We start from the raw sequence: 23,627 nt of genomic DNA, 5'->3' as shown, positions 1-23,627 counted from the left end.
AATATACAATTCTATTTTATGAAAATCAGATATATGCTAGAATATTGTTATAAATTTTAACCTATGAGGTGAGATATATGGCAAAAAGTACTAAAAAAGATTCATATGTTGCATATGTTGCCAGCTATACGTCAGGATCCAAGGACAGCTATGGAATCCGTATTTATGACGTGGATTTGGAAAAAGGTCGAATGACCGAAAAAGAGAAGGTTAATATTACCAATTCTTCTTATATTGCCCTTTCTCATGATCGCAAGACTTTGTATTCCATCACGGATGCAGGTGTTGAAGCATATCACATTGAAGCAGACGGCAGCCTTACTATTCTTAACAAGGCATCCATTAATGGTATGCGTGGCTGCTATATTAACATGGATCAGAATGATAAATTCCTGGTTTGCGCAGGTTATCATGATGGTAAAGTAACAATCTTAAGACTCAATGATGACGGAAGTATCGGTGAGATTACAGATGAGAAATTCCATAAAGGTCTTGGAACAATCGCAGGAAGGAATCATACCCCTCATGTTCAGTGTCTTAAAGTAACAAAGGATAATAAATATCTTCTTGCTGCTGACCTTGGAATGGACAGAGTAAATGTTTACAGATTTGATACAGAGAACGGTAAGATATCTGATATCGATGTCATCCACTGCGATCAGGAGTCTTCACCCAGACACATGCAGTTCTCTAAGGATGGCAGATTCCTGTATGTTGTTTTCGAGCAGCAGTGCAGTATAAATATTTATTCATATAAAGAACAGAACGGATTACCTTCATTTGAAGAGCTTCAGTCCGTACAGAATTCTGAAGAGCAGGATACTATCGGTGTTGCCAGCAGTGCGCTTAAGTTCTCTGATGATTACAATTATCTTGTAAGCTCTGTCGCCGGAGAGAACAATGCAATTATCTACAGTGTAGATAAGGAAACAGGACTTCTTACCAAGAAGATCGAGCTTCCTGTTTCAGGAGCATATCCTAAGGATGTGAGCCTTTTCCCTGATAACAGACATCTTGTATCGCTTAATCAGGAATCCAATACAATGACCTTCTTCAAGGTTGACTTTGACAAGAACACTCTTGTAATGAACGGTCCTGAGCTCTTAGTAGACAGACCTAACTGTATTGTATTCCACAAGCTTTAAAGATTATTAAAAGAAAATAAAGAGGTCATTCTTTAGCAAATCTAAAGGATGACCTCATTTTTTTATACTTATTTAATGAATCAAATCAGCTTTTGTAAAAATTTATAATTGAGTCTGCTTTTGAATGCATATTCTCTATGAGAAGATCGAGTATTGTAATAGCACACATTGACTCTGCCACGACAACCGCCCTTGGAACCACTACAGGATCATGGCGGCCTTTTATATTGATATCAATCTCAGAACCTGAGTTATTCACGGTTTTCTGATCCCTTGAAATGCTGGGAGTGGGTTTTACATGGGCTCTGATAATGATGTCGCTGCCATCACTCATTCCGCCAAGGATTCCGCCACTGTGATTTGTGCTTTTGCCTATATCTGAGCCGTTAATACAAAAAGCATCGTTATTCTCAGAACCTTTTAACTTTGATACCAGTGTGCCATCACCTATTTCCACAGCTTTGAATGCACCAATGCTCATAAGTGCGTGGGAGAGAAGGGCATCAAGCTTATCAAATACAGGTTCGCCGATTCCGGCAGGCATTCCCTTAATAAGAATCTCAATAACACCGCCTATAGAGTCGCCTTCTTCTCTGCATTTCTCAATGAGCTTAACTGCAGCCACATCAGCATCGGCATCAGGCATTGCAGTAACTGATTTATAAATCTGTTCCTCGCTGAATTTCGCAGGATTTATCTCCACATCACCGATTGATTTTGTATACGCCATTACGGTTATGCCCATTTGAGAGAGGAGTTTCTCGCAGATGGCACCGGCAGCAACGCGCCCGATTGTCTCTCTGCCTGAAGATCTTCCGCCGCCTCTGTAATCTCTAAAGCCGTATTTCTGATCAAAGCAGTAATCTGCATGTCCCGGTCTGTAATAGGAAGCTATCTCACTGTAGTCAGATGATCTCTGTGAGGTATTTCTTACAACCATGGCGATAGGAGTTCCTGTTGTCTTACCCTCAAAAATTCCTGATAAAATCTCAACCTCATCGTTTTCTTTTCTGGGAGTTGTAACAGAAGATGTGCCGGGTTTTCTTCTGTCTAAAAGCTTTTGAATATCATCTGTGCTTATCTCGACGCCTGCAGGAAATCCGTCAAGAATAGCTCCCAGAGCGACACCATGAGATTCACCAAAAGTAGTTACTGTAATGTTTTTACCAAAGCTTGATCCTGCCATTATCTGCTCCTGTCAAATAAAATTTTTCTTTATATTTTTACATAATTCATCTATGTTTACAACAAAAGGCTAAAAATATGACAAAAATGAATAAATATAATTTCGCTGCAATCATTTCTTAATTATTTCTTAATTTTTTTGTTGTTATTTTATTTCAACGAGTTATAATAACTATGTATATTATTTTCTATGAGGTTAAAGAGGTGCGAGCTAGAAACTTACAGATGGGACCGACCTTTCGGGATAAGGTCATAGACAGGGTCCGTTCTTTTAGCATTAAGCATAAGAGATTAAAGTTCATCGGCATGGCTTATGCAATGGTTGTCCTGACAGTTTATGATCTGGGACTTTACTTTGCGCATAATGCAAAAAGATTCAGCTGTCTTGCCAGCGTTTTGTTTTTCTTTGTGGCAAGCAGTAGTTTTACTTATCCTGAAGCGATAGCTTTGAATATAAGCTTTGTTTCGGATTTTAATGAAACAGAAAATGAAAGCGAGAATTATTACACATCTGATACACTTGCTGTGAGCGAGGGAGAATCTGATGCGGAGTTGGCAGAGCTTGTGGAGGTTGATCCTTCTATTATGACAAGCCCTGACGCAGTGGCTTCTGAGTATGAAGAGGCTACAGATGCACAGATTAGTTCCGAAGATATTGATTTTGATGATATCGAGGAAGAGAACATCGAGGAGATCGATGATTCTGAGGACAATGAATTCAGTGCAGATGACTGGAAGCTTATTTTGGTAAATAAGCAGCATCCGATTCCTGAGGATTACACATTCCCTCTTGGGGATATCAATTCTACGATGAAATGTGATGAGAGAGTTATAGCTCCTTTGAAGGCTATGCTCAAGGCTGCTTCTGATGACGGAATCAGACTTGTTATCTGTTCACCTTATCGTGACAGTGAGAGACAGGAAGGACTGTTTGACAGGAAGATCAATTACTACATGAAAGCCGGACTTTCCTATATGGATGCCTACAATATGTCATCTCAGGCAGTTACAGTACCCGGTTCATCAGAACATCAGATAGGTCTTGCTTTTGATATCGTTACAGGTGATTATTACGAGCTTGATGAGGGCTTTGGTGATACACCTGAGGGACAATGGCTTGCAAATAATAGCTATAAATACGGTTTTGTAGTAAGATATCTTCAGGGCAAGGAGAATATCACAAGTATCGAGTATGAGCCGTGGCATTTCAGATATGTGGGAACTGCTGCTGCGACTATAATGCATGATGAGAATCTCTGTCTTGAGGAATTTTGGGATAATTACTTGTATGACTAAAGTTATGGGGCTGCCTTTTTTCGGCAGCCTTTTATCTTGCTAAAAATGCATTTGAATGTGAGGAACTATGTACAAACTTATTAAAAAAGAAGGAAGAGCAAAGAGGGGCGAATTCCACACCGTTCATGGCGTGATTCAGACCCCTGTATTTATGAATGTAGCAACAGTTGCTGCAATTAAAGGCGGAGTATCCACTGAGGATCTTGAACAGATAGGCACACAGGTTGTTTTATCAAATACCTATCATCTGCATCTTCGTCCCGGAGATGATGTTATTTACAAGATGGGCGGACTCCACAAGTTCATGGATTGTAAGGTTCCGATCCTTACGGATTCCGGCGGATTCCAGGTATTTTCATTATCTGAAAACCGTAAAATCAAGGAAGAAGGCGTGTATTTCAGATCCCATATTGACGGGCACAAGCTTTTTATGGGACCTGAGGAGAGCATGAGGATTCAGTCTCATATCGCATCTACAATAGCAATGGCATTTGATGAATGTCCTTCTGCAAGAGCTGATCATGAATATGTGCAAATGTCCGTTGACAGAACCACAAGATGGCTTGAGCGATGCAAAAAGGAGATGGACAGACTTAATTCCCTTCCTGATACCATCAACAAAAATCAAATGCTCTTTGGAATAAATCAGGGTGCGATCTTTGATGATATCAGAATTGAACATGCCAAGAGAATTTCAGAGATGGATCTTGACGGTTATGCCGTAGGCGGTCTTGCTGTTGGTGAGACTCACGAAGAGATGTATCATGTGCTCGATACGGTTGTTCCTTATTTGCCTGAGGCAAAGCCTACATATCTTATGGGAGTTGGAACACCTGCCAATATTCTCGAAGCTGTTGACAGGGGAATAGACTTCTTTGACTGCGTATATCCCAGTAGAAACGGAAGACATGGACACCTTTACACTAAGAAGGGACACCTTAATATTTTAAATGCTAAATATGAGCTTGATGACAGACCGATCGAGGAAGGCTGCGGATGTCCTGCCTGCAGAAGATATTCGAGGGCTTACATCAGACATCTTCTTAAATCCAACGAGATGCTTGGTATGAGACTTTGCGTTTTGCACAATCTTTATTTCTATAATCATCTTATGGCTGATATCAGAAAAGCACTGGAAGATGGCAGATATGCATCCTTTAAAAAGGAGATGCTTGACGGCTTCATGGAATATGACAGTGAGATCACAGGCGAGCGCTACGATATAGCCAAAGGATGGAAAAAGGGTTAAAACTCTTGTTTTAAGTCTTCATTAATTGTAAGATACTAAATATGTTCAAAATATTACTAAATGGAATTGGGAGGATTATATGAACTTTAATAATTTAATGCTACTGGATGCTCAGGCTGCTACAGGTGGTAGCGGACTTATCATTATACTTGTTTACGTAGCTATTTTCGCAGCACTTTATTTCATCATGCTTCGTCCTCAGCGTAAGGAACAGAAGCAGAAGGCACAGCTTCTTTCACAGCTTGCTGTTGGTGACAGCGTTAGAACAACAGGCGGCTTCATCGGAACAGTTATCGATATCGATGAAGAGTCATCAACTGTTATCGTTGAGTTTGGTAACAACAAGAACTGCCGTATCCCTATGGTTAAGGAAGCAATCGTTGAGGTTGAGAAGCCTGAGGACGCAGTTGCAAGCGCTTCTAAGGATGAAAAGAAGTAATTTTGTAAAGAGAATCTGATACGGATTCGTATTATAAAGTATATAAGCCGGCATTATGTATTTTTGCCGGCTTTTTCATAAGTATTTGGTACATAGGCTTTTGATTATCATTTTTGGGGAGGAAATGGTATGAGACTTAATATAACTTGTATTCCCGGTGACGGAATCGGACCGGAGATTGTTGCTGAAGCAAAAAAGGTACTTGATATAACCTGCAAGAAATACGGACATGAAATAGTTTACACTGATGTTCTCATGGGTGGCTGTTCCATTGACGCTTATGGTGTGCCCCTTACTGATGAGACAATTGAAACCTGCAGGAATTCTGATGCAGTTCTTATGGGCTCTATCGGCGGAGATACTTCTACATCTCCCTGGTATAAGCTTGAGCCTTCACTCAGACCGGAAGCCGGTCTTTTGAAAATAAGGAAATCCCTTAATTTATTTGCAAATTTAAGACCTGCTTTCTTGTATGAGCAGCTTAAGGACGCTTGCCCTTTAAAGGATGAGACATCTGAGAAAGGGTTCGATCTTTTAATTATGAGAGAGCTTACAGGCGGACTCTATTTTGGTGACAGAAATACCACTGAGGTAGATGGAGAGCTTGTTGCAACCGATACCCTTGTTTACAAGGAAAGTGAGATCAGAAGAATAGCAATCAAGGCTTTTGATATCGCAATGCTTAGAAATAAGAAGGTTACAAGCGTAGATAAGGCTAACGTACTTGATTCTTCGAGACTTTGGAGAAAAGTAGTTAACGAGGTAGCAAAGGACTATCCTGAAGTAGAGCTTAGTCACATGCTTGTGGACAATGCAGCAATGCAGCTTGTTAAGGATCCTTCACAGTTTGACGTGGTACTTACTGAGAATATGTTTGGTGATATTTTATCTGATGAAGCCAGCATGATCACAGGGTCTATCGGAATGCTTCCCAGTAGTTCCCTCAATGAGACTAAGTTTGGACTCTATGAGCCCAGCCATGGAAGTGCCCCGGACATTGCAGGAAAAGATCTTGCTAATCCTATAGCTACAATACTTTCTGCAGCTATGATGCTTAGATACAGCTTCGGATTACAGAAGGAAGCTGATGCAATTGAGGAAGCAGTCAGACAGACTCTTGCAGATGGTTACAGAACCGGCGATCTTATAAGAGCCGGTGAGAATATTTCTGAAGATAAGAGATGCGGATGCCGCAGGATGGGAGATTTGATTGGCGAGAGAATCAAATGATAATGAATCGTATATAGGCTTATATAATTATCTGCCCACAGAACCTGTCGATATGGCGGTGGTTCTTACGCTGATACTTATGGCGTTTTATTATATTTGGCGTGTTGCTTATATTACTCCCTGGTACGACGAGCTTTATACTTACAATTATTTCATAAGCAGAGGTCCGATATATGCTGCTATTCACTGGCCACTTCCCAATAATCATGTAGGGTATTCAGTTTTATCTTCTATACTCGATCTATTTGGGAATCCTTATGTAGGCCTTAGAGGGATATCTTTTGTATGTGCGGTACTTAATCCTTTCATTGTATATAGAATATGCAGACGCTTTGTAAGTAACTGGATATCCTACGGAGCGATGCTTTTATACTTCACATGCCTCCTTGTAAATGATCTTTCTGTACAGGGAAGAGGATACACTCTTGCAACTACATGCTTTTTGTTTTGCATAAGAGAGATAATCGTTATCTGCAAATCAGAAAACATCGTGAAAATGGATTTTGTAAAATTTGCGATAACACTGATTCTTGGATTATATACAATTCCAAGCAGCATTTATTGGGTGATACCCACCTGTTTTGCCACAGGGCTTTTTCTTATAATAAACGGAATCCGTTCCAACGATGCCAAGGGTAAAAAGTGGAATAACAGATATTATAAAAAGCTGAGAAGCTTTATTACAGCAGGACTTATAGCAGCAGCTATTGTTTTTGTACTATATGCCGTTATATGGCTTGCTATAGGTTCCAATTTATTGGTGAAGGACGAAGCGAGTATTTATTATGGAATGAGCCATGTGAAGCTTATACTTGGACATCCATTTAAGGCAGCCATTAGAGGTATCGAGTATATGCTTTCTCAGCCATATATTCAGAGTGTTCCAAGGAATGGATATATTGGACAGCTGAATTTCTGGTTGCAGACTCTGGCCAGCTATATGTATCCTGTTAACCCTGGAGTTACAGCTTTAATTGTTTTTTTTGGACTTATAATTCTTGGGGTAGAGTGTATAAGGCATTTTGAAAACAGTCGTACAATCTTCAGTCTGCTTATAATAATGAATGCAAACGGATTTTTGATATTGCTGATATTGCAGGCTAAGTTACCTTATTACAGAGTGTTCAGTTATCTTGGTTTTATAACTGCTGCATGTTCTGCGGTAGTGGTCGAGCATCTGTATCTTAGGATAAATGAAATCTTTAAAGATAAACTTAAATCACTCGTGATTTATGAAATACTTCCGATAATACCGGTTATACTGATGGCGGTATTTTCGGTAATGATGTTTCTTAATACAGCATACTTTGCTCAGCTTGGCGACAGGGAGACCAGTTGTTACAACGCACTTTATGTAATGAATCCCAGCGAGAATAAGAAATTATGTGTTCTCGATTGTGATCAGGAATATCTTCTGAAATTCGGATGGGATATAGAATGCACCAACACAGATCCCTTGGACTGTGATTATGTCCTTGTTGACCGCAACATGATGAAGGAAGGTTATGATGGTCCTGATAATTGGAAATTCTATCAGACCTATGAGACACTTCCTTGGGATTACATAAATTCAGAGTTTTATATTTTTTATGAAAATGAAGATTTTGTCTTATATAAAAGATGAGATTTGATTTGCTAAAGTACTAATTTACAGAAAGGGTAGGTGAAATAATATGAATAGTGATCGCGTTATGGAAGGCTTACAGCAGGCACCTCACAGGAGTCTGTTTAACGCACTTGGTTTTACAGCAGAGGAGAGGAAAAAGCCCCTTATCGGTATTATAAGCTCACAGAGTGATATTGTTCCCGGTCATATGGAACTTGATCGAATTGCTCAGGCTGTAAAGCTTGGCGTAGCAGAAGCCGGCGGTATGCCTGTAATCGTTCCTGCAATTGCTGTATGTGACGGTATTGCCATGGGACATGTGGGAATGAAGTATTCTCTTGTAACAAGAGACCTTGTGGCTGACAGTACAGAATGTCTTGCAATGGCTCACGCTTTTGATGGAATGGTTATGATTCCTAACTGTGATAAGAGCGTTCCCGGAATGCTTATGGCTGCTGCAAGAATCAATATTCCTACCATATTTTGTTCAGGCGGTCCTATGATGGCAGGAAGAGTAAACGGCAAAAAGCGTTCACTGAGTTCAATGTTCGAGGCTGTTGGAACCTATTCAGCAGGCAAGATGACTGAGGATGAGCTTAATGAGTTCGAGGAGAAGGTTTGTCCTACCTGCGGTTCCTGCTCAGGTATGTACACAGCTAACTCCATGAACTGCCTTACAGAGGCTATCGGAATGGGCCTTAGAGGTAACGGTACAATTCCTGCAGTTTATTCAGCAAGAATCAGACTTGCAAAGCAGGCCGGTTACCAGATCATGGAGCTTATTAAGAGCGACATAAAGCCCAGAGATATCATGACCAAGGAAGCCTTCGAGAATGCCCTTGCAATGGATATGGCTCTTGGATGTTCCACAAATACAATGCTTCACATTCCTGCGATCGCACACGAGGCAGGAGTTGAAATCAATATGGAGATGGCAAATGAGATCTCTGACAGAACTCCTAACCTTTGTCACCTTGCTCCTGCCGGCCCTACCTACATGGAGGACTTAAATGAGGCTGGAGGTATCTATGCTGTTATGGCAGAGCTTAATAAGAAGAACCTTCTTCACACAGACCTTATTACTTGCACAGGTAAGACCGTTGGAGAGAACATTTCAGGCGTTAGAAACATGGATCCTGAGGTAATCAGACCTATTGAAAATCCTTATATGCCTAATGGCGGCATCGCTGTACTTAAGGGTAACATTGCTCCCGATACAGGTATCGTTAAGAGATCTGCAGTAGTACCTGAGATGATGGTGCATGAAGGCCCTGCAAGAGTATTTGACTGCGAGGAAGATGCTATTGCAGCTATCCTTGGCGGTAAAATCGTAGCAGGTGATGTTGTTGTTATCAGATATGAAGGACCTAAGGGTGGTCCCGGAATGAGAGAAATGCTTAATCCTACATCAGCTATTGCAGGTATGGGACTTGGAGCATCTGTAGCTCTTATTACAGATGGTCGTTTCTCAGGTGCAAGCAGAGGAGCATCTATCGGACACGTATCTCCCGAGGCTGCAGTTGGCGGACCTATTGCACTTGTTGAAGAGGGCGATATTATCTCTATCGATATCAATAATAATAAGCTCGATATGAAGGTATCAGATGAAGAGCTTGCGCAGAGAAGAGCTAAATGGCAGCCCAGAGAGCCTAAGATCACCACTGGATATCTCGCCAGATATGAGAAGATGGTTACCAGTGGTAACAGAGGAGCGATTCTCGAGATCAAATAAAATAAGTAATTACAAGAATTAGATAAAGGAGTACTGTTTTATGCAGCTTACAGGAGCACAGATAGTTTTGGAATGCCTTAAAGAGCAGGGCGTTGACACTGTTTTCGGATATCCGGGCGGAACCATACTTAATGTTTATGACGAATTATACAAACAGCAGGATGTTATAAAGCACATTCTTACATCTCATGAGCAGGGTGCTGCACATGCAGCCGATGGATATGCAAGAGCTACAGGCAAGGTAGGAGTATGTCTTGCTACAAGTGGCCCCGGTTCAACCAACCTTGTTACCGGAATTGCTACGGCTTATATGGATTCTGTGCCTATGGTTGCAATTACATGTAATGTTAATCTGCCACTTCTTGGAAAGGATACTTTCCAGGAGGTGGATATAGCAGGCATAACCATGCCTATTACCAAGCATGGTTATATCGTTAAGGACATAAAGAATCTTGCTGACACCATCAGAAAGGCCTTTGATATTGCAAGAAGCGGAAGACCCGGCCCTGTAATAGTTGATATTACCAAGGATGTTACTGCAAATAAATGTGATTATAAGCCCTATAAGCCTGTAGAGAAGGAAGAAGAGCTTAAGTTTAATTCTGATGACATCAAGACTGCTATCAAGATGATTGAGCATGCCAAGAGACCATTCATCTATGTGGGCGGCGGCGCAGTAATTTCTGGAGCAGATAAGGAGCTTCTTACTTTTGCTGAGAGAATCCAGGCCCCGGTTTGCGATACCCTTATGGGTAAGGGGGCATTTAACGGCCATCACAGCCTCTATACCGGCATGATCGGAATGCACGGTACAAAGACCTCAAATTTTGGTGTAAGTGAGTGCGATCTGCTTATTACTTTAGGCGCACGTTTCTCTGACAGAGTAATTGGTAATGCCAAGACTTTTGCAAGAAAAGCAAAGGTACTTCAAATCGATATAGATGCTGCTGAGATCAATAAGAATATCCATGCGGATTTTTCAATCGTCGGTGATCTGAAGGAAGTACTTTCAATTCTTAATGATAAGCTTACTCAGCTTAATCATGCAGAGTGGATCAGCCATATCAAGGAGTATGAGAAGAAATTCCCTCTTGCTTATGACAAGACTACTCTTAACTGCCCTTATGTTATAGAGACTATTGATAAGCTTACGGGTGGCGATGCCATCATTTCTACAGACGTTGGTCAGCATCAGATGTGGGCTGCTCAGTTCTATAAGTATAAGCATCCCAGAACCTTCCTGACTTCCGGCGGACTTGGTACAATGGGTTACGGCCTTGGAGCTGCCATCGGAGCTAAGGTTGGTATGCCTGATAAGACAGTTATAAATATTGCAGGTGACGGCTGCTTTAGAATGAATATGAACGAGCTTGCTACTGCCAGCAGATATGATATCCATATCATCGAGGTTGTGATCAACAACCAGGTGCTTGGCATGGTAAGACAGTGGCAGAATCTCTATTACAACCAGCATTATTCAAATACTATCCTTACGGATAAGGTAGACTACTGCAAAGTTGCTGAAGGTCTTGGTTGTATGGCTATCAGAGTAAAGAAGAAAGAAGAGGTAGAGCCTGCACTTAAGAAGGCTCTTGCAGCAAAGGGACCTGTTCTTCTTGATATTGCCATCGATCCCGATGAAAAGGTATTCCCTATGGTTTCACCGGGTGCTTCAATCAGTGAAGCCTTCGATGCAAAGGATCTTGCAGGAAAGGATAGAGCATAATTTGACTCTAAAAGGAAAGGTATGACAAAGAGGGGGATTTTATACATAATACTGTTTTTGTCAGTATTAGTATTTGCGGGTCTCTATGTTATGATGGGCTACTATTACGAAGGCAGCTTTTCATACGGGACCTGGATAAACAGAGTTTACTGTACGGGGAAATCTATTGATCAGGTAAATCGCGAGTTGAAGAATTCGTCGCTTTATAGTGGAATTCTTCTGACCGCCGAGGATGGCTCCAAATATTTTGTTGACGGTGCGACAATTGGCTACGAAGCAGATTATAAGGACGAGCTTCAAAACATACTTGATAATCAGAATCCTCTTGCGTGGGGAATAAATCTGTTTACTTCAAGAGACAGGGATATCATAGGAAATATCAGTATCGATGAGGATAAGCTCAGAAAGTCTCTTGAGAGATGGCCTATTTTTGAAGATACCGGTGAAGAAATATACGAATTAAGACACGGAGATGAGGGCTATTATCTTGTTAACAACGAGAGAAATAAGCCTGTCTTCGAGGCCTTTTTCAGAAAAGTAAACGAGGCTGTTCATAATAAAGAGTATGAGCTGGATTTAAGTAACGATCCTGAGTGTTATGTCAAAATGACTCCTACAGAAAATGATCTTGCGGTAAAAGAGCTCTATGAAAAGCTGGATGAACTTCAAAAACGCAGCATGTCCATCACAATGCTTGATAAGAGTATAAGCTTTTCAGGCAAGGAATTTGCTGAATACGCTGTGACCTTGCAGGATTTGGATAAGGCAAAGGATGAAGAATTATCAGAGGATAATCCATCACTTGGACGCTTTATCTATGATGGAAAGGTTGGTAAATTCCCTTACGATTACGGAGTTGAGAATGAATTTGTTGTGGATTCTAAGGGAAATCTTATAATAAGCTGCTCCAAATTATATGATTATTACTCCAAAAAGATCATGGAATTTGATACAGAGCATGATATTGCAGCATATCAAAAGACAGGTCAGGGCACAATATTTGTAAGTGGCAGTAAGGACGGACAGTTCTTTGATAAGGATAAGGAATTTGAGGATTTCTTAGAAGCCTTTGCTTCCGGTGAAAATTCAGAACTTGTTGTTGAAGCACCAAAGAAAAGCTTCGAGATCGATGCTAAAGAGCTTGGTAATGAATATATAATCATTGACATGGGCAAACAGCATCTTAGCTACTACAAAGATGGAAAATTATCCTTGGAATATGATGTTGTAACCGGAAATACAGGAGCAGGAAGAAGCACTCCGGTAGGACTTTTTCATGTTTACAATAAGCGATATCACACAATATTGCGTGGTGCAGACTATGCGTCTTACGTAAATTATTGGCTTGGAGTAAATAAAGGAGTAGGCATTCATGACGCAACCTGGAGAAAAGAATTTGGCGGTGAGATATATAAACATTCAGGATCTCATGGCTGTATAAATTCCCCGCTGGAAAAGATGGAAATCCTTTATAACAGTGTAGAAGTGGGCGTTCCGGTACTATTGTTTTATTAAAATAATAACCAATAATCTATCAAAATAGTTCCCGTTCGGGGACTATTTTTTGTATTTTTCATTCCTTAAAATAATAAAATAACATTAATTACCGAATACATAGTTGACAAAAAATAAAAATGAGAATAGAGTGGAATAAATAATTTAAAAATCAATTTTGTTTTTTGAAATTTTTTCAGGAGGAGAGAACAATGTCCAGAGTTTACAATTTTAGTGCAGGCCCCGCAGTATTGCCGGAGGAAGTTTTGAAGCAGGCAGCTGCTGAGATGCTTGATTATAATGGTTGTGGTATGTCCATCAACGAGATGAGCCACAGATCCAAGACCTTTGATCAGGTTATACAGACAGCTGAGCAGGATATCCGTGACCTTATGAATATCCCTGATAATTACAAGGTATTATTCCTTCAGGGCGGTGCCAGCCAGCAGTTCGCTGCAGTTCCCATGAACCTTATGCAGAATAAGAAGGCAGCATACATTGTAACTGGCCAGTGGGCCAAGAAGGCTATGGCTGAGGCTAAGAAATACGGCGAAGCTATCGAAGTTGCTTCAAGTGCTGATAAGACATTTTCTTATATCCCGGATTGTTCCGATCTGGCGATTCCAGAAGATGCAGACTATGTTTATATCTGCGAGAACAACACAATCTATGGAACAAAGTTTAAGAAGCTTCCTAATACCAAGGGTCATATCCTTGTATCAGATGTTTCCTCCTGTTTCCTTTCTGAGCCTGTAAATGTTAATGATTACGGCGTAATCTACGGTGGCGTTCAGAAGAATGTAGGACCTGCAGGTCTTGTAATCAGCATCATCAGAGAAGATCTTATCAGAGATGATGTTCCGGATTTCGTTCCTACAATGCTTAAGTGGAAGACTCAGGCTGATAACGGATCTCTTTACAACACACCTAACTGCTGGGCTATTTACATGTGCGGTCTTGTGTTCAAATGGCTTAAGGAGCAGGGCGGTCTCACAGAGATGAAGAAGAGAAATGAAGAGAAGGCTGCTATCCTCTATGATTTCCTTGATAATAGCAAGATGTTCAAGGGCACTGTAAGAGCTGAGGACAGATCTCTTATGAATGTTCCTTTCATCACAGACAGCGAAGATCTCAATGCGAAGTTCATTGCAGAAGCTACAGCAAACGGACTTGTAAGCCTTAAGGGGCACAGATCTGTAGGCGGTATGAGAGCAAGTATCTACAACGCTATGCCTAAGGAAGGCGTACAGAAGCTTGTAGACTTCATGGAGAGCTTCGAGAAGGCAAATTCATAAACAAGGATTGAATTAAAAAATAATCCGGTCATTAACGGAATAGAACAGTGTTTAACATGAGAGGAGACGAAATGTTCAAATATAAATGCTTAAATCCCATCGCAAAGATTGGTCTTAATAATTTCACAGAGCAGTACCAGGCTGTAGATAACATCGACGATGCAGATGGCGTTCTTGTAAGAAGTGCCAACATGAATGAAATGATTTTTTCTGAAAACCTCCTTGCTATCGCAAGAGCAGGTGCAGGTGTTAACAACATTCCCTGTGACAGATGCGCAGATGAGGGTATCGTTGTTTTCAATACTCCAGGTGCAAACGCAAATGGTGTAAAGGAGATGGTTATTGCAGCAATGCTTATCGCATCCCGTGATATCATCGGAGGCGTTGAATGGGTTAGAGCAAATGCAGGCGATCCTGAGATTGCAAAGCTTACTGAGAAGACCAAGAAGAAGTTTGCAGGTACTGAGATTGCAGGTAAAAAGCTTGGTATCATCGGTCTTGGAGCAATCGGCGTTAGAGTAGCAAATGCAGCAAGAAATCTTGGTATGGAAGTTTATGGATATGATCCTTATCTTTCAGTAGATGCAGCATGGAGCCTTAGCTCAGATGTTAAGCACGTAACTAATGTAGATGATATTTATTCAAAGTGCGATATCATCACAATTCATGTTCCTGCCCTGGATAACACAAAGGGAATGGTTAATGCTGAGGCTATTGCCAAGATGAAGAAGGGTGTTATCATTCTGAATCTTGCAAGAGATATCCTTTGCAATGAGACAGATATTCTTTCAGGTATCAACTCCGGTAAGATTAGAAAGTATGTTACAGATTTCCCGAACACTGTAACTGCAGGTCATGACGGATGTATCGTAATTCCTCACCTTGGAGCTTCAACAGAGGAGTCAGAGGACAACTGTGCGATTAAGGCTGTAATCCAGATGAAGGATTACCTTGAAAACGGTAATATCGTTAATGCAGTTAATATGCCTCGTTGCGAGATGGGAATCTGTACACTTCCCAGAATTACAATCATTCATAAGAATGTTGCCGGTATGATCGGTCAATTTACAAATGTTATGGGTAATGCCGGCTATAACATCGCAAACATGGTAAATAAGTCCAAGGGCGATTATGCGTACACAATGATTGATGTTGAATCTTCAATCTCCGATGATCTTGTAAAAGAATGCGAGAAAATTGACGGCGTAATAAGAGTTCGTGTTGTAAGAAAAGATGTATAGGTGAACAGATGGCAGATATCAGAGCATTTGCAGCATACAGACCAAGAACAGATATAGCAGACAGAGTGGCTGCACTTCCTTATGATGTTTATAACAGAGAGGAAGCAAGAGCAGAGGTCATGAGAGAACCTATGTCTTTCCTTGCGATAGACAGACCTGAAACTCAGTTTACTGAAGACTATGACATGTATTCTGAAGAGGTGTATCAGAAAGCACATGATATGCTTTGGGAGAAAATCCAGGACGGTACCTTTGTTCATGAGGAAAAGCCCTGCTATTATCTCTATGAGCAGACAATGGACGGAAGAGTTCAGACAGGAATTGTTGCTTGCAGCAGCGTGGATGACTATGAAAACAACGTAATCAAGAAGCACGAGAATACACTTGCGAAAAAAGAAGCAGACAGAATTCATCATGTTGATTCCTGTGACGCTCAGACAGGTCCCATTTTCCTTTGCTACAGAGAAAACGATGTCATTAGAAAAGTTATGAACAGAGTTAAGGCTGAGGATAAGCCTGTATATGACTTTGTTACCAAGGATGGTATAAAGAGCCGCGTGTTTATTATTGATAGAGATGATGAAGTATCTGCCATTGCTGACGCTTTTAAGGGAATGGATGCTATTTATATCGCAGACGGCCATCACAGATGCGCTTCAGCTGTTAAGGTTGCAAAAAAGAGAAGAGAGGCTGATCCCGAAGCTAACGGCAATAAGGAATATGATTTCTTCTTGTCAGTTCTTTTTCCTGACAGCGAGCTTATGATCATGGATTATAACCGTGTGATTAAGGATTTAAACGGAATGACCGAGGACGAATTCCTTGCAAAGATTAAGGAAAAATTCAATGTAACTCCGGAAAATTCAGCTGTTAAGCCTTCCAAGAAGTGCGAGATGGGGATGCTTCTTGGTGGCAAATGGTACAGACTAAATGCCCATGAAGATATAAAGAGCAGTGATGCAGTAGATGGTCTTGACGTAAGTATTTTGCAGAACAATGTACTTACACCGCTCCTTAACATAAGTGATCCAAAGAACGATCCCAGAATTGATTTTGTAGGAGGTATCCGCGGATTATCAGAGCTTGAAAAGCGATGTCAGAATGACTGCGTACTTGCATTTGCTATGTATCCCACAGATATCCATGAGCTTTTTGCCGTAGCAGATGCGGGAAGACTTATGCCGCCAAAATCCACCTGGTTTGAACCCAAGCTTCTCAGCGGACTTTTTATTCATTCCATTTGATTTAACCTAATGCTTAACGAAGTTTGTTTATCGCTTTATGAAAGATTTTATAAATTTTAAATGATATTTATAATTCATGCCACTTTTTTGTCAATGACAAATTAGCGGCATGAATTATTTTTTCAAAATATTATTATATAATTGTCTTATATAATTCATGTTGTCTCAATATTTTTGCTTCAAATAATACAGAAGGGAGAAATACTGATATGAAATTGTATAAGAAAATGATATGTGTGGTATTAAGTTTAATGACAGTGTTCATTGTCTTGGGTACGACTTCAATAGAGTCAAAAGCCGAGGTTAAGACAAGGTATATCGGAGAATGGCTATTTAAGCCATCATCAAAGTATTATAAACAGAAATTTATAGCTTCCAGACAAAGGGGATGGTTACAATTAGATCAGTATAATTCAACAAATGAAAATGTTGTGAAGATTTACTCACCATCATTAAATTTTTTTAGTAGCTGTGAAGGGTCTTACGAAGTACGTGCTGTTGGCCCCGGAAAAGCAACCCTTGTGCATTATGAGAAAATAGATGATGTTTGGAATAAAGTCTCTGAAGATCATTACTATGTTAAAAAATATCAAAATCCTTTTGCCTTAGTCAAAGTCGGAAACATCAATATTACCCGCTATTTTGATAAAACTAATACCCCCGGCTATTGGGATAGTAGCAAATTTAAAAGGATTGAAGGTAAAAAGAAAATAACGGTAAAACTTAAACCGCAATACAAATTTGCTAAAGGGGAAAAAGCTAAAAGGACTGTAAACATTACTAAAGCAGGAGGAATTTTTTTCAAAGTTGTAGACAGGAAACAGCCCAAATATGTATTTAATTTACATTATATTAGCTTGATAGATTAGATAAAAAATGGAATTGTAAAGTAGGCAAAGCTTATATCACCTGTAGATAATTTCTTAATACTTATGAAAAAATAGGGTATATTTATTGACATTAGGTACATTAATGATAAGATATTTTTGCCTATAAAAGACTTTAGAGGGCTTTGTGCCAAGAATGGCACATAGCCCTTTTTCTATCTTATATATAACATGGAGGACTGGCCTGTTGAATCTTGATCGTCAGAGAAGAGCGCCTGTTTATGAAGCACTTGAGAGATTTAGAAAACAGAGAGTGGTACCCTTTGATGTACCCGGACATAAACGAGGCAGGGGCAATGCGGAACTAGTGCGCTTTCTTGGAGAACAGTGCGTTGGTATAGATGTTAATTCAATGAAGCCGCTGGATAACCTGTGTCATCCCGTATCTGTAATAAAGGAAGCAGAAGAGCTTACAGCAGATGCATTTGGAGCTGAGCATGCATTTTTGATGGTTAACGGTACCACAAGTGCTGTTCAGGCCATGGTTTTGTCTTCCGTTAAGCATGGTGAGAAGATAATTATGCCCAGGAATGTGCATAAGAGTGCCATAAATGCGCTTATTCTGTGCGGCGCTGTTCCTGTATATATTGATCCCAAGGTTGATACCAAACTTGGAATTCCGCTTGGAATGGAGCTTTCTGATGTTGAGAAGGCTGTTAAGGAGAATCCTGACGCCAAGGCAATCCTTATTAACAATCCTTCTTACTATGGTATTTGTTCCAATCTTCAGGCTATAGTTGATCTTGCCCATGCACACGGAATGAAGGCTCTGGTGGATGAAGCGCATGGTACACATCTTTATTTTGGACCGAATCTTCCTCTTTGCGGTATGAAGGCAGGAGCTGATATGGCTGCCATCAGTATGCATAAATCCGGCGGAAGTCTTACTCAGAGCTCCATACTTCTTTGTGGTAAGAATGCAAATGTTGGATATATCAGCAGAATTGTAAACCTGACTCAGACCACAAGTGCAAGTTATCTTCTTATTGCAAGTCTTGATATTTCCAGAAGGAATCTGGCTCTTCATGGTCATGACAGCTTTGAGAAGGTTACGGGGATGGCTAAATATGCCAGAGAAGAGATAAATGAGATCCCCGGCTACTACGCTTACGGACACGAGCTTATAAACGGCGGAAGCATCTATGATTTCGATGAGACCAAGCTTGTAGTAAATACAAGAGGCGTAGGCCTTACAGGAATTGAGGTATATGACCTTCTTCGTGATGAGTATGATATCCAGATGGAATTTGGTGATCTTTCTAACGTTATGGCGTATATCTCTATTGGCGACAGGCTTCAGGATATTGAGAGACTTGCAGGAGCTTTATCTGATATCAGAAGACTTTATTCAAAACCTGAGCAGAGCTTTTTCTCAGCAGAGTATGTAACACCTATTGTGAAGGCAACCCCTCAGGAAGCTTTCTATGCTGAGAAGGAATCACTTCCGATAAAGCAGACTGTAGGAAGAATCTCAGCTGAATCTGTAATGTGTTATCCTCCGGGAATACCGATCATTTCTCCGGGCGAGGTTGTTACAGAAGAAATTCTTGATTATATAATTACTGCAAAAGAAAAGGGCTGTTCAATGCAGGGACCTGAGAGTGAGGATATATCAGAGCTTCAGGTAATTAAATGATTTTCGATATAGTTGTAATATTAAGGCCGGTAAAAAGTACTTCGTAAGAATCCGCACCTATAAGAAGACAGGTGTAAATAAGACTTATTCCAATTGGAGCAAAAAGAAGAGCATCAAGGCGAAATAAGTGGAAGAGCAGGAATACCAATTACGGTTTTCCTGCTCATTTTTTTTGAATTGTAATAAACGAAATTATAAACATTTTATAGCGTGGAATTAACTCTTGTTATAGCAAATAATAAAGTTTAAAACAAATTACAACTTTTTTCTGGTAGTGTCAAATGATTTATGGAAGGTCGGTCAATCATTAGCTGCTTTTTAGTTTTTTACAGTTGCTGTTTTGAATTACGTGGGTATCGTGAAAAACAATATTTATCCACGTAAGAAAATCAGGAAATGGTGAAGTGAATTACGGGGATGAATGGGAAAATGTGATATATTCACGTAAGAATGGCGGAAAAAAGGCTCAGGATTACGGGGATGCTTAGAGGAAATGAGATTTATCCACGTAAGAATGGCGGAAAAATGGCTAAAAATTACGGGGATGAAAAAAGAAAAACAATATTTTCCCCGTAATAAAACAGTAAGGGGGAAAGATATGCCATACACAAAAATAGGAACTCCACTATCTGAGGATACTCTCGATAAGTACATGGATGATGATTATAATTTTGACAAGTTTAAAGAGGAAGCCAAAAAGAATGGATTGCTTCTAAATAGTAAAAAGTAATATTGTTTGTCCAAAAGAAGAGGGGCAGTCGCACTAATCCCTTGGTGCAACTGTCCTTTTTGCTATGCTACGCTGCGAAGTGTAATATTCAAGTTGGACAATCGGTTTTTGCAGAGGAATTGCTCTTATTCTACATGTTCCTCTGTAAATGCTCATCAGATACTAGATTCTATAATATTCGCTCAATTTGAGGCACCTTTATTTATCACGATTAAATACACCATTGACAATTATTATCGTTTTTAATATTATCTTAAATGGTCAGATGACCGTTAAGGTATCCGGGTGATCACCCGCTATTTCCACTAATTGTTGTAAGACGTTTTCGAAATAGATTTACTTATATTTTTAGAATGATTCTGTCGTCTATGAATTCTGTACCTTTTGCTCATCTGATACTTATTATCAAGGAGGGCACTAAAGTGCATGAAAAATCAATTGTAACTACTAATGAAATTATCACATTTGAAGAGGCAAGGAATGTTGTCAGGTCAATGACACTGATTAACAACTTTCTTTTCAACTATGTAATGGAAGATGAAGATCGGGCAAAGGAGGTTGCAAGTATCATCATCAGTGCAGCAGTCGGATATGATGTAATAGTAGACAGTGTAAAGCCGCAAAAAGTTTTAACAGGAAATGACAAGGGTGACCATGGCATAAGGCTGGATGCATTTATTGACAATACCAAAACGCAATTAAACAGTGTTTCATCCGTATATGACATCGAGATGGAGGACAGGGAAGCTGACAGAAAAGATCTTCCCAAAAGACACAGATATTACTCTTCAATGGTTGAGTCTAAACTACTTAAGTCAGGTAAATTCTATAATACTTTACCTGATTATATTTCAATCACAATATTATCATATGATCCATTTTTAGCAGGAGATATGTATTATGAGGCGAAGACTACACTCGTAACTCACAAGGATATTGAATATGATGATGGTAGGAGATATATTTTCCTTTATAGCGGCGGAAATTATAATATTCCGGAATCTAATACACATGGCAAGAAACTGTCTGAAATGATAAAATATATAGTAACAGGAAAACTTGAAGACAATGCCGGCGAAGACACACAAAGGCTTAGAGATATCGTTGATACGGTCAAAGATAGATCGGAGGTGACGAAGAACTATATGAAAGAATGGATGAGACAACAAATACACGATCATGAATTGACAGAGCAGGTTACACAAGAAGTTACTGAAAGAGTTACAGAACAGGTCACTCAGCAGGTTACTCAAAAAGTTACCAATTCGATTAATAGCCTAAATACAATACTTATTAGTTTAGGGCGAATTGATGATTTAGAGAAAGCCACCAAAGACCCTGAATATCAGCAAAAGCTTATGAAAGAACTACTTCCTGGTTCTAAGTAGTATATATTGTATCCAACAGCTTAGGAGCCTCTTTTCGGGGCTCCTTTCTTTGCATATAACCAGTCATAGTGTTAATATTATCTATAGATATGGCGAAGAATGGCACAATTTGGCAAAGGGAATATACGTGAAAACATTTAATACAACAGCTGTGTGTGTTCCGGATAAAAATTATATGGTTGATCTTTCTGAAAGAGTTGGAGAAATAACTACGCAACTTGTTGATTGCGGAAAGTATTTCACAATCAATAGAGCTCGTCAATATGGAAAAACAACTACACTTACCGCGTTAGAACGTTACCTGTCACAGAAATATGATGTCATAAGTATAGACTTTCAGGATATTACCGGTGCAGATTATATTGATGAGAATCAATTTGTAAAAGGGCTTGCTGGTGTTTTATGTGATGCAAAAGACAGCATGAACGCAAAGTTACCGGATAAACATTATGATTTGTTAAATAAGCTTTCTGCTCAGGAAAATACTGCCAAGCTAAATGATATATTTAGAATTTTCGATACATTATGTAATGATTCCGCCAGACCAATTGTATGGATAATAGACGAAGTTGATACAGCAACAAACAATCAGGTCTTCCTTGATTTTTTGGGTAAATTGCGATCCGGATATTTAAAAAAGCAGAAAAATCCTCAATATAGAACATTTCAGTCCGTCATTCTTGCCGGAGTAACAGATGTTAAACATCTTAAGTCTAAGATTCGTAGCGAAGATGATTCAAAGGAAAATTGTCCTTGGAATGTTGCGACTGAATTCAATATTGATATGAGCCTTTCTGCTAAAGGAATAAAAGGTATGTTGGATGAATATGAATCAGACCATAATACCGGAATGGACACCGAAGAGATGTCTGGGCTAATCAGAGATTATACTAATGGATATCCTTTTCTTGTCAGCCGCATATGTGAACTTCTCGATACAGAAGTTGGTAAGAAAATAGAAAACCTTCATGATAGATGGACAAGGAATGGACTGGATGAAGCTGTTAAAATGATACTTTCTGAAGACAATACTTTATTCCAGTCATTGACAGGGAAGCTTAACAATCTACCTGAATTAAAAGCATCTCTTAAAAGTATTCTCATGGAAGGTACCAAACTCACCTGGAACCCTGACCAGCGTGATATAGTCCTTATGCAGATGTATGGCTTTGTCAGGAATGTAAATAACAGTGTAAGGATAGATAACAGAATATTTGAAACCAGACTTTACAACCTTTTCATATCTGAAGAAGAATTCAAAAATAATGTATTTTTCAGAGAAGGCGATCTTGCAAGGAATATTTTTGTAGAAGATGGAAAACTTAATGTTCGCCTTATTCTTGAACACTTCATTCAGACATATCATCAGATATATGGTCCTCTTGAGGATAAGTTTAAAGAAAAGGATGGAAGAGAGCAGTTTCTTCTTTATCTGAAACCAATCATAAATGGTACCGGCAATTATTATATCGAAGCACAGACAAGGGATCAGAAAAGAACAGATATAATAATCGATTATCTTGGTCAGCAGTACATTATTGAGCTAAAAATCTGGCATGGCGAAAGGTACAACGAAAGCGGCGAAAAGCAGATAAGTGAATATCTCGATTATTTTTGCTTATCAACCGGTTACATGCTCAGCTTCAATTTTAACAAAAACAAAGAAACAGGTGTGAAGCAGGTTCATATTGGCAACAAGCTTCTTTATGAGGCGACCGTTTAATATTTTTTAAGAATAAGGACATATAAGAAGTCTGGTTCCGATAAGGTATATTAGGGTAAATATAGATTCGGAGAAATAAAAAAAGGAAAAGCACCAGCCTTCATGTTAAGATTGAGTTTGCGACAAAAATCTAAAAAGGCGGTGCTTTCCATGTACAACAGTATACTACAGTTTATTCAGAATGATATCAAGGAGATTGAGAAAAATGTCAGAAGTCTCCTTGATGGAGAGAAGGATGCAGCAGATCTTTCAAACGATGTTCATGAGCGTGTGTTAAAGCTTGGATGCAGGCTTATCAGTGAGATATATGAGCAGATTGATGAGGAGATATTCAAGAGCCTTGTAAGAAAGAACAAGTATTATGTCGAGCAGAAGGATATG

Annotated in this window: 19 protein-coding genes; 18 read left to right on the top strand and 1 reads right to left on the bottom strand. The window is 39.6% G+C overall.

Going from position 1 to position 23,627, the window contains the following annotated elements; translation table 11 throughout:
• Positions 1 to 77 precede the first annotated feature (77 nt).
• Positions 78 to 1,145 (top strand): lactonase family protein, encoded by a 1,068-nt coding sequence (locus G610_RS0116760; RefSeq protein WP_026525688.1) that lies wholly within the window; start codon positions 78 to 80, stop codon positions 1,143 to 1,145.
• Between the two features lie 85 nt (positions 1,146 to 1,230).
• Here G610_RS0116760 and aroC read toward each other — a convergent pair whose 3' ends face one another.
• A complete protein-coding gene (gene aroC, locus G610_RS0116755; protein WP_026525687.1) occupies positions 1,231 to 2,331 on the bottom strand; it encodes a chorismate synthase in 1,101 nt (366 codons plus the stop codon).
• Positions 2,332 to 2,534: 203 nt separating this feature from the next.
• On the opposite strand from aroC, the gene G610_RS22445 reads away from it, so the two are divergent.
• The 17 genes from G610_RS22445 to G610_RS21435 all read left to right on the top strand — a co-directional run.
• Entirely contained in the window at positions 2,535 to 3,626 is a 1,092-nt protein-coding gene (locus G610_RS22445; protein ID WP_196809864.1) for a M15 family metallopeptidase, read from the top strand.
• A 67-nt stretch (positions 3,627 to 3,693) separates the two neighbouring features.
• Positions 3,694 to 4,875 (top strand): tRNA guanosine(34) transglycosylase Tgt, encoded by a 1,182-nt coding sequence (gene tgt / locus G610_RS0116745; protein WP_026525686.1) that lies wholly within the window; start codon positions 3,694 to 3,696, stop codon positions 4,873 to 4,875.
• 79 nt (positions 4,876 to 4,954) lie between these two features.
• Positions 4,955 to 5,314: a preprotein translocase subunit YajC gene (yajC, locus tag G610_RS0116740; RefSeq protein WP_242829673.1), complete on the top strand. Its 360-nt coding sequence runs from the start codon at positions 4,955 to 4,957 to the stop codon at positions 5,312 to 5,314.
• 129 nt (positions 5,315 to 5,443) lie between these two features.
• Positions 5,444 to 6,544: a 3-isopropylmalate dehydrogenase gene (gene leuB, locus G610_RS0116735; protein ID WP_026525684.1), complete on the top strand. Its 1,101-nt coding sequence runs from the start codon at positions 5,444 to 5,446 to the stop codon at positions 6,542 to 6,544.
• The gene (locus G610_RS0116730; protein ID WP_026525683.1) at positions 6,525 to 8,168 is read left to right on the top strand and encodes a glycosyltransferase family 39 protein; all 1,644 of its coding nucleotides are present in this window, start codon (positions 6,525 to 6,527) and stop codon (positions 8,166 to 8,168) included. Before leuB ends, G610_RS0116730 begins: the two co-directional genes overlap by 20 nt.
• A gap of 49 nt (positions 8,169 to 8,217) precedes the next feature.
• Positions 8,218 to 9,882 carry a dihydroxy-acid dehydratase gene (gene ilvD, locus G610_RS0116725; RefSeq protein ID WP_026525682.1) on the top strand — a complete coding sequence of 555 codons (1,665 nt, stop codon included), beginning with the start codon at positions 8,218 to 8,220 and terminating at the stop codon, positions 9,880 to 9,882.
• Between the two features lie 40 nt (positions 9,883 to 9,922).
• Positions 9,923 to 11,608, top strand: a complete 1,686-nt coding sequence (gene ilvB / locus G610_RS0116720) for a biosynthetic-type acetolactate synthase large subunit (RefSeq protein ID WP_026525681.1) — start codon at positions 9,923 to 9,925, stop codon at positions 11,606 to 11,608.
• Positions 11,609 to 11,629: 21 nt separating this feature from the next.
• On the top strand, positions 11,630 to 13,123 hold the full coding sequence (locus G610_RS0116715) for a L,D-transpeptidase (RefSeq protein WP_035797865.1): 1,494 nt from the start codon (positions 11,630 to 11,632) through the stop codon (positions 13,121 to 13,123).
• A gap of 191 nt (positions 13,124 to 13,314) precedes the next feature.
• Positions 13,315 to 14,397, top strand: coding sequence for a 3-phosphoserine/phosphohydroxythreonine transaminase (gene serC / locus G610_RS0116710; protein ID WP_026494722.1), 1,083 nt, complete (start codon positions 13,315 to 13,317; stop codon positions 14,395 to 14,397).
• A gap of 71 nt (positions 14,398 to 14,468) precedes the next feature.
• Positions 14,469 to 15,638: a phosphoglycerate dehydrogenase gene (locus G610_RS0116705; protein WP_026525679.1), complete on the top strand. Its 1,170-nt coding sequence runs from the start codon at positions 14,469 to 14,471 to the stop codon at positions 15,636 to 15,638.
• Between the two features lie 8 nt (positions 15,639 to 15,646).
• On the top strand, positions 15,647 to 16,882 hold the full coding sequence (locus G610_RS0116700; protein WP_026525678.1) for a DUF1015 domain-containing protein: 1,236 nt from the start codon (positions 15,647 to 15,649) through the stop codon (positions 16,880 to 16,882).
• Between the two features lie 209 nt (positions 16,883 to 17,091).
• A complete protein-coding gene (locus G610_RS0116695; protein ID WP_026525677.1) occupies positions 17,092 to 17,751 on the top strand; it encodes a hypothetical protein in 660 nt (219 codons plus the stop codon).
• A gap of 205 nt (positions 17,752 to 17,956) precedes the next feature.
• Positions 17,957 to 19,405, top strand: coding sequence for an aminotransferase class I/II-fold pyridoxal phosphate-dependent enzyme (locus G610_RS0116690; protein WP_026525676.1), 1,449 nt, complete (start codon positions 17,957 to 17,959; stop codon positions 19,403 to 19,405).
• Positions 19,406 to 19,898: 493 nt separating this feature from the next.
• Positions 19,899 to 20,135, top strand: coding sequence for a hypothetical protein (locus G610_RS0116675; protein ID WP_026525675.1), 237 nt, complete (start codon positions 19,899 to 19,901; stop codon positions 20,133 to 20,135).
• A gap of 422 nt (positions 20,136 to 20,557) precedes the next feature.
• Positions 20,558 to 21,523 carry a hypothetical protein gene (locus tag G610_RS0116670; RefSeq protein ID WP_026525674.1) on the top strand — a complete coding sequence of 322 codons (966 nt, stop codon included), beginning with the start codon at positions 20,558 to 20,560 and terminating at the stop codon, positions 21,521 to 21,523.
• A 127-nt stretch (positions 21,524 to 21,650) separates the two neighbouring features.
• The gene (locus G610_RS0116665; RefSeq protein ID WP_026525673.1) at positions 21,651 to 23,246 is read left to right on the top strand and encodes an AAA family ATPase; all 1,596 of its coding nucleotides are present in this window, start codon (positions 21,651 to 21,653) and stop codon (positions 23,244 to 23,246) included.
• A gap of 150 nt (positions 23,247 to 23,396) precedes the next feature.
• Positions 23,397 to 23,627 (top strand): hypothetical protein (locus G610_RS21435; RefSeq protein ID WP_035797864.1); only part of this gene is annotated, 231 nt, incomplete at its 3' end.

Source organism: Butyrivibrio sp. MB2005 (assembly GCF_000424285.1).
GTDB lineage: Bacteria > Bacillota > Clostridia > Lachnospirales > Lachnospiraceae > Butyrivibrio.
The sequence above is the reverse complement of the archived record's forward strand: the minus strand, read 5'-3'. Positions and strand labels throughout refer to the sequence as shown.